Origin of the sequence: Kitasatospora putterlickiae, assembly GCF_039527695.1 — a bacterium.
Taxonomy (GTDB): domain Bacteria; phylum Actinomycetota; class Actinomycetes; order Streptomycetales; family Streptomycetaceae; genus Kitasatospora; species Kitasatospora putterlickiae.
This window is the reverse complement of sequence record NZ_BAAAKJ010000163.1, coordinates 1-4,740: the sequence shown is the minus strand read 5'-3', so window position 1 is coordinate 4,740 and position 4,740 is coordinate 1. Positions and strand designations below refer to the sequence as shown.

Below are 4,740 nucleotides of genomic sequence, written 5' to 3'. Positions count from 1 at the left end.
CGGCCGGGCCGTCGACGAGCGCGAGGTCGACGGCTCCGGCGGCGACCTCGGCGGGCAGGGTGTCCTGGGCGAGCACCCGGACCGTCAGATCCACCGTCGGATACCCCCGGCGCACCTCGGCGAGCGCGCGCCCTACGCCCACCCCGAGCGCCAGTGGTGTGACCCCGACGGTGAGACGGGCGCTCGCGGCTCCGGACAGGCGCGCGATGTCGGCGCGCGCCGCGTCGATCCTCAGCAGCAGCGCGGAGGCGTGCTCCAGCAGGCGCGCGCCCGCCTCGGTCGGGCCGACCGGGCGACGGCGCAGCACCGCCGTGCCGAGGTCCGTCTCCAGCGCGGCGATCTGCTGGGAGACCGCGGACTGGGTGTAGCCCAGCTCCCGGGCCGCCTCCGAGAACGAGCCCAGCCGGACCACGGCGACGAAGGTGCGCAACTGCTGCGGCTCCATGAGCCATCACGTCCACTGATCGAGGAGTAAGGAATCATCGTTGGCGCTGATGCCGCGCCGCCGGTCAGGATAGCCGCATGACGAATCCCGCCCCCCGCCTCGCCCTGGTCGGCGACCGCTCGACCGCCGTCCGCTCGCACACCCGGATCCCCGGCCTGCTCGACGCGCTCGCCGACCGCGACCAGCTCGTCCTGGACGCCTACTGGATCCCCACCGAGGACGCCGCCGACCCCGGCGCGCTCGACGGCTTCGACGCCGTCTGGCTGCTCCCCGGCAGCCCGTACCGCAGCGAGGACGGCGCGGTGGCCGCCGTCCGCGCCGCCCGGGAACGGCGCATCCCCTTCCTCGGCACCTGCGCCGGCTTCCAGCACGCGGTGCTGGAGTACGCCCGCCACGCCTGCGGCATCGGCGGCGCCGCCCACGGCGAGAACCACCCCGGCGAGGCCGAGCTGGTGATCGTCCCGCTCAGCTGCTCCCTGGTGGGGCACGAGGGCGCCGTCCGGCTGACGCCCGGGTCGCTGGCCGAACGCGTGCTCGGCGCGCCGCGCACCGTGGAGCGCTACCACTGCGCGTACGGGCTGAACGACGCCTACCAGGAGCGGCTGCGGGCCGGCGGCCTGCGGTTCAGCGGCGCGGACGACTCCGGGCAGCCGCGGATCCTGGAGCTTCCCACCGAGGCCCACCCGTTCTTCCTGGCCACGCTGTTCCAGCCGGAGCTGGCCGGCGACGGCACCCGGGCCCACCCGGTCATCCGCGCCCTCGCCGCCGCCGCGACCGGCGCGAGCGCCGAAGGCCGCGCCCTCAGCGGCACGCGGTGAGCCGCTCCCACGCCTCGGCGACCCTGGGCGCGAGCTGCTCCAGCGGGCCGCTGTTGTCGATCACCAGATCGGCGATCGCCAGCCGGTCGGCCCGGCTCGCCTGAGCCGCCATCCGGGCCCGGGCCTCCTGCTCGGTCATGCCGCGCAGCCGGACCAGCCGCTCGACCCGCACCTCGTCCGCCGCGTCGACCACGATCACCTTGTCGTACAGCGGCCCGAGCCCGTTCTCGGCGAGCAGCGGGACGTCGTGCACCACCACCGCGTCCGGCGCGGCCGCCGCCTCCAGCTCGGCGGACCGCGCCCGGACCAGTGGGTGCACGATCGCGTTCAGCGCCCGCAGCCGCGCCGGGTCGGCGAAGACGATCGCGCCGAGCGCGGGCCGGTCCAGCGAGCCGTCCGCCGCGAGCACGCCCTCGCCGAACTCGGCGACCACGGCCTTGAGACCCGCCGTGCCGGGGGCGACCACCTCGCGGGCGATCACGTCGGAGTCCACGATCACCGCGCCGTGCGCGGCGAGCAGCCGCGACACCTCGCTCTTGCCCGCGCCGATGCCGCCCGTCAGTCCGATCTTCAGCATGGCGCCAGGCTACCGGCGCACCTCACCTCGCGGTCACCCCCGTCACCCCGCCACCCCGTCACCCCAGGTCGAGGCTCTCCCCCTCGCCCAGGGTGCGCAGCTCCGCGCCGGTGCCCGGCCCGCCGGGCCCCACCAGCCGGGTGTGCACGGCGAGGCCGGCCGGGCTGAGCACCGCGTCGTGCACCGGGACGGCCTGCCTCGGCCCGGCCTCGCGGACGTAGTCGACCAGTTCGGCGACCTTGGTCCACGGCGCGGCGATCGGCAGCAGCAGGGTGTCCACCGGCCGCGGCGGAACGGTCAGCGCGTCCCCGGGGTGGAACAGCCGCCCGTCGAAGAGGAACCCGATGTTGCGCACCCGCGGGATCTCCGGGTGGATCACCGCGTGCCACTCGCCGTGCACCGTGACGCCGATCCCGCCGATCTCGAAGGCGTCGTCCTCGCCGACCGCCGTGACCCGCCGGGCCACCCCCTCCAGCTTCCGGGCGACGTCCGTATTGGTCCACACCCGCAGCGCCGGGTCCGCCTCCAGCGCGGCCCGCAGCGGGGCCTCCTCGAAGTGGTCGGCGTGCTCATGGGTGATCAGCACGGCGTCCGCACCCGCCAGGGCGGCGGGGTCGGTGAACATCCCGGGGTCGACGACGACGGTCGCCCCCGCGTGCTCCAGGCGTACGCAGGCGTGTCCGAACTTGGTGATCCGCATGCCTCAGCACGGTACTCCCGAACCGTTACGGCGCGGTGGCGACCGGCTCCTTCTCCAGGGCGGGCCGCTGGGCCGGCAGCGCCGCCGCCCCGATCTCCGGCAGCTCGACGTGCTCGCTCAGCCCGAACCGGTCGTGCAGCCGGCGCAGCGGAGCCGGCGCCCACCAGTTGAACTCGCCGAACAGGCTCATCGCGGCCGGCACCAGCAGGCAGCGCACCAGCGTGGCGTCGACCGCCACCGCGACGGCCAGCGCGATGCCCATCTGCTTGACCATCAGCATGTCGCCGAGCGCGAAGCCGGCGAAGACGATCACCATCAGCAGCGCCGCCGAGGTGATGATCCGCCCGCTGCGCTGGACGCCCAGCTCCACCGCCCGGACGCAGCCGTGGCCCTTGTCCCGCAGCTCCTTGATCCGGGCGAGCAGGAAGACCTCGTAGTCCATCGACAGCCCGAAGGCGAAGGCGAACACCAGCACCGGGATGAAGGTCTCAAGGCCGCCGGTGGGGCTGAAGCCGAGCAGTCCGCTGAACCAGCCGTCCTGGAAGACCAGGGTGAGCGCGCCGAGCGAGGCACCCAGCGAGAGCAGGTTCATCAGCAGGGCCTTGACCGGCATCACCACCGAGCCGGTCATCAGGAACAGCAGGATCAGCGTGCCGAGGGCCACCAGGCCGAGCGCGATCGGACCGCGGGTGCGCAGTTCGTCCTGGAAGTCGACGACCGAGGCCGCTCCGCCGGTCACCTCGGTGGTGAGCCCGCCCCGGTCGGCGCGCAGCTCCTTGACGACCTGCTTGGCCTGCCCGCCCTGCGGGTCGCCGTGCACCAGTACGTCAATGGTGGAGACCGTGTCGCTCACCGGGGTGACGGCCCGCACGCCGCTGACGCCCGGCAGCTGGGCCACCACGTCGTCCGCGTAGGCCTGGGCGACGGCGGCGCCGCTCTCCACCACCACCGTGATCGGGGCGGCGGAGGCCTGCGGGAAGCGCTGGTCGATGGTCTCGGCGACCTGTCGGCCGGCCGAGGAGGCGGGCAGCACGGCGGCGCCGGAGCTGCGCATGTCGGCGTGCAGGAACGGCACACCGGCGGCGACCAGCAGCGCGGTGCAGGCGAGCGCCACGGGCACCGCCCGCTTGCCGACCCGGCGCACCGTCCGGCTGAAGAAGCCCTCGTCGGGGACGGGCGCGGTGGGTGCCTTGATCCGGCTCCCGGCGAAGCCGAGCAGCGCGGGGATCAGGGTGAGCGCGGCGGCGACCGCGATCACCACGACGCTCACCCCGGCCGCCGAGACGGCGGCGAGCACCGGACTGGTGAAGACGAACAGGCCGGAGAGCGCGACGGCCACGGTCAGTCCGGAGAAGGCGACGGTGCGCCCGGCCGTGGCGGCGGTGCGCTCGACGGCGGCGGCGATCGTGGCGCCGTGGCCGCGTTCCTCGCGGAAACGGTTCACCATGAGCAGCGCGTAGTCGATCGACAGGCCGAGGCCGAGCACGGTGGCGATGGGCAGCACGCTGGTGTCGATGTCCATGATCCGGCTGAAGCCGAACATGGCCAGCAGCGCGCCGCCGACCGAGGCGACGGCGCCGATCACCGGCAGGCTCGCGGCGGCCAGGCCGCCGAAGACCAGGACCATGACGATCAGGGTGAGCGGCAGGGTGACGATCTCGCCGAAGCGGGTGTCCCTCTCGGTCTGCTTCTTGACCTCGTCCTCCAGCACCAGGTCACCGCCGACGGTCACCTTGCCGCCGTCGGCCCGGACGTCGGCCTGAATGGCGGAAAGCCGCTCGGTGACGGCGGTGGTCTGGGCGGAGGTGCTGGTGTCGGCCATCCGCACCGAGACCAGACTCGCGGTGCCGTCGGCCGAGCGGAGCGCGGCGGCGCCCGGGCCGGGGCCGTAGGCGTCGGTGGCCGAGGAGACCCCGGGGAGGGCGGCGATCTCGGCGGTGGCCCGGGTGACGGCGTCCCGGACGGCCGCGTCGTCCACCGGCCGGCCGTCCACCACGGCGGTGACGGTGCCCCTGGCCGGGTCTGCCGCGGTGACGACGGCGCTGCCGCGGTCCGCCTCGGAGGCGGAGGAGGAGGCGCCGGCCACCGAACCCTCGAAGACCCGCCCGCCGATCAGCACGCCTATCACCAGCACGACGGCCCAGAAGCCGAGCACCCAGCGCCGCTGCCGGTAGCAGAACCGACCGAGGGCGGCGAGGCG

The 4,740-nt window shown here is 74.7% G+C and carries 5 protein-coding genes; 1 reads left to right on the top strand and 4 read right to left on the bottom strand.

The genetic code is table 11. The features are described from left to right. On the bottom strand, window positions 1-445 hold a 445-nt coding region (locus tag ABD308_RS17025; protein WP_344335173.1), incomplete at its 3' end, for a LysR family transcriptional regulator. A 77-nt stretch (window positions 446-522) separates the two neighbouring features. Here ABD308_RS17025 and ABD308_RS17020 point away from each other — a divergent pair. Next, the gene (locus ABD308_RS17020) at window positions 523-1,263 is read left to right on the top strand and encodes a CTP synthase C-terminal region-related (seleno)protein (RefSeq protein ID WP_344335171.1); all 741 of its coding nucleotides are present in this window, start codon (window positions 523-525) and stop codon (window positions 1,261-1,263) included. Here ABD308_RS17020 and coaE read toward each other — a convergent pair. The 3 genes from coaE to ABD308_RS17005 form a co-directional block, all read right to left on the bottom strand. Further along, on the bottom strand, window positions 1,247-1,840 hold the full coding sequence (gene coaE / locus ABD308_RS17015; RefSeq protein WP_344335168.1) for a dephospho-CoA kinase: 594 nt from the start codon (window positions 1,838-1,840) through the stop codon (window positions 1,247-1,249). The two genes, ABD308_RS17020 and coaE, sit on opposite strands and share 17 nt — an antisense overlap. 58 nt (window positions 1,841-1,898) lie before the next feature. Next, window positions 1,899-2,540 carry an MBL fold metallo-hydrolase gene (locus ABD308_RS17010; RefSeq protein ID WP_344335165.1) on the bottom strand — a complete coding sequence of 214 codons (642 nt, stop codon included), beginning with the start codon at window positions 2,538-2,540 and terminating at the stop codon, window positions 1,899-1,901. A 25-nt stretch (window positions 2,541-2,565) separates the two neighbouring features. Then, a partial coding sequence (locus tag ABD308_RS17005; protein ID WP_344335163.1) for an MMPL family transporter occupies window positions 2,566-4,740 on the bottom strand: 2,175 nt, incomplete at its 5' end.

Coding starts and splice junctions, on each gene's coding strand:
- ABD308_RS17020 (WP_344335171.1), top strand. CDS start 523: ATGACGAATCCCGCCCCCCGCCTCGCCCTGGTCGGCGACCGCTCGACC.
- coaE (WP_344335168.1), bottom strand. CDS start 1,840: ATGCTGAAGATCGGACTGACGGGCGGCATCGGCGCGGGCAAGAGCGAG.
- ABD308_RS17010 (WP_344335165.1), bottom strand. CDS start 2,540: ATGCGGATCACCAAGTTCGGACACGCCTGCGTACGCCTGGAGCACGCG.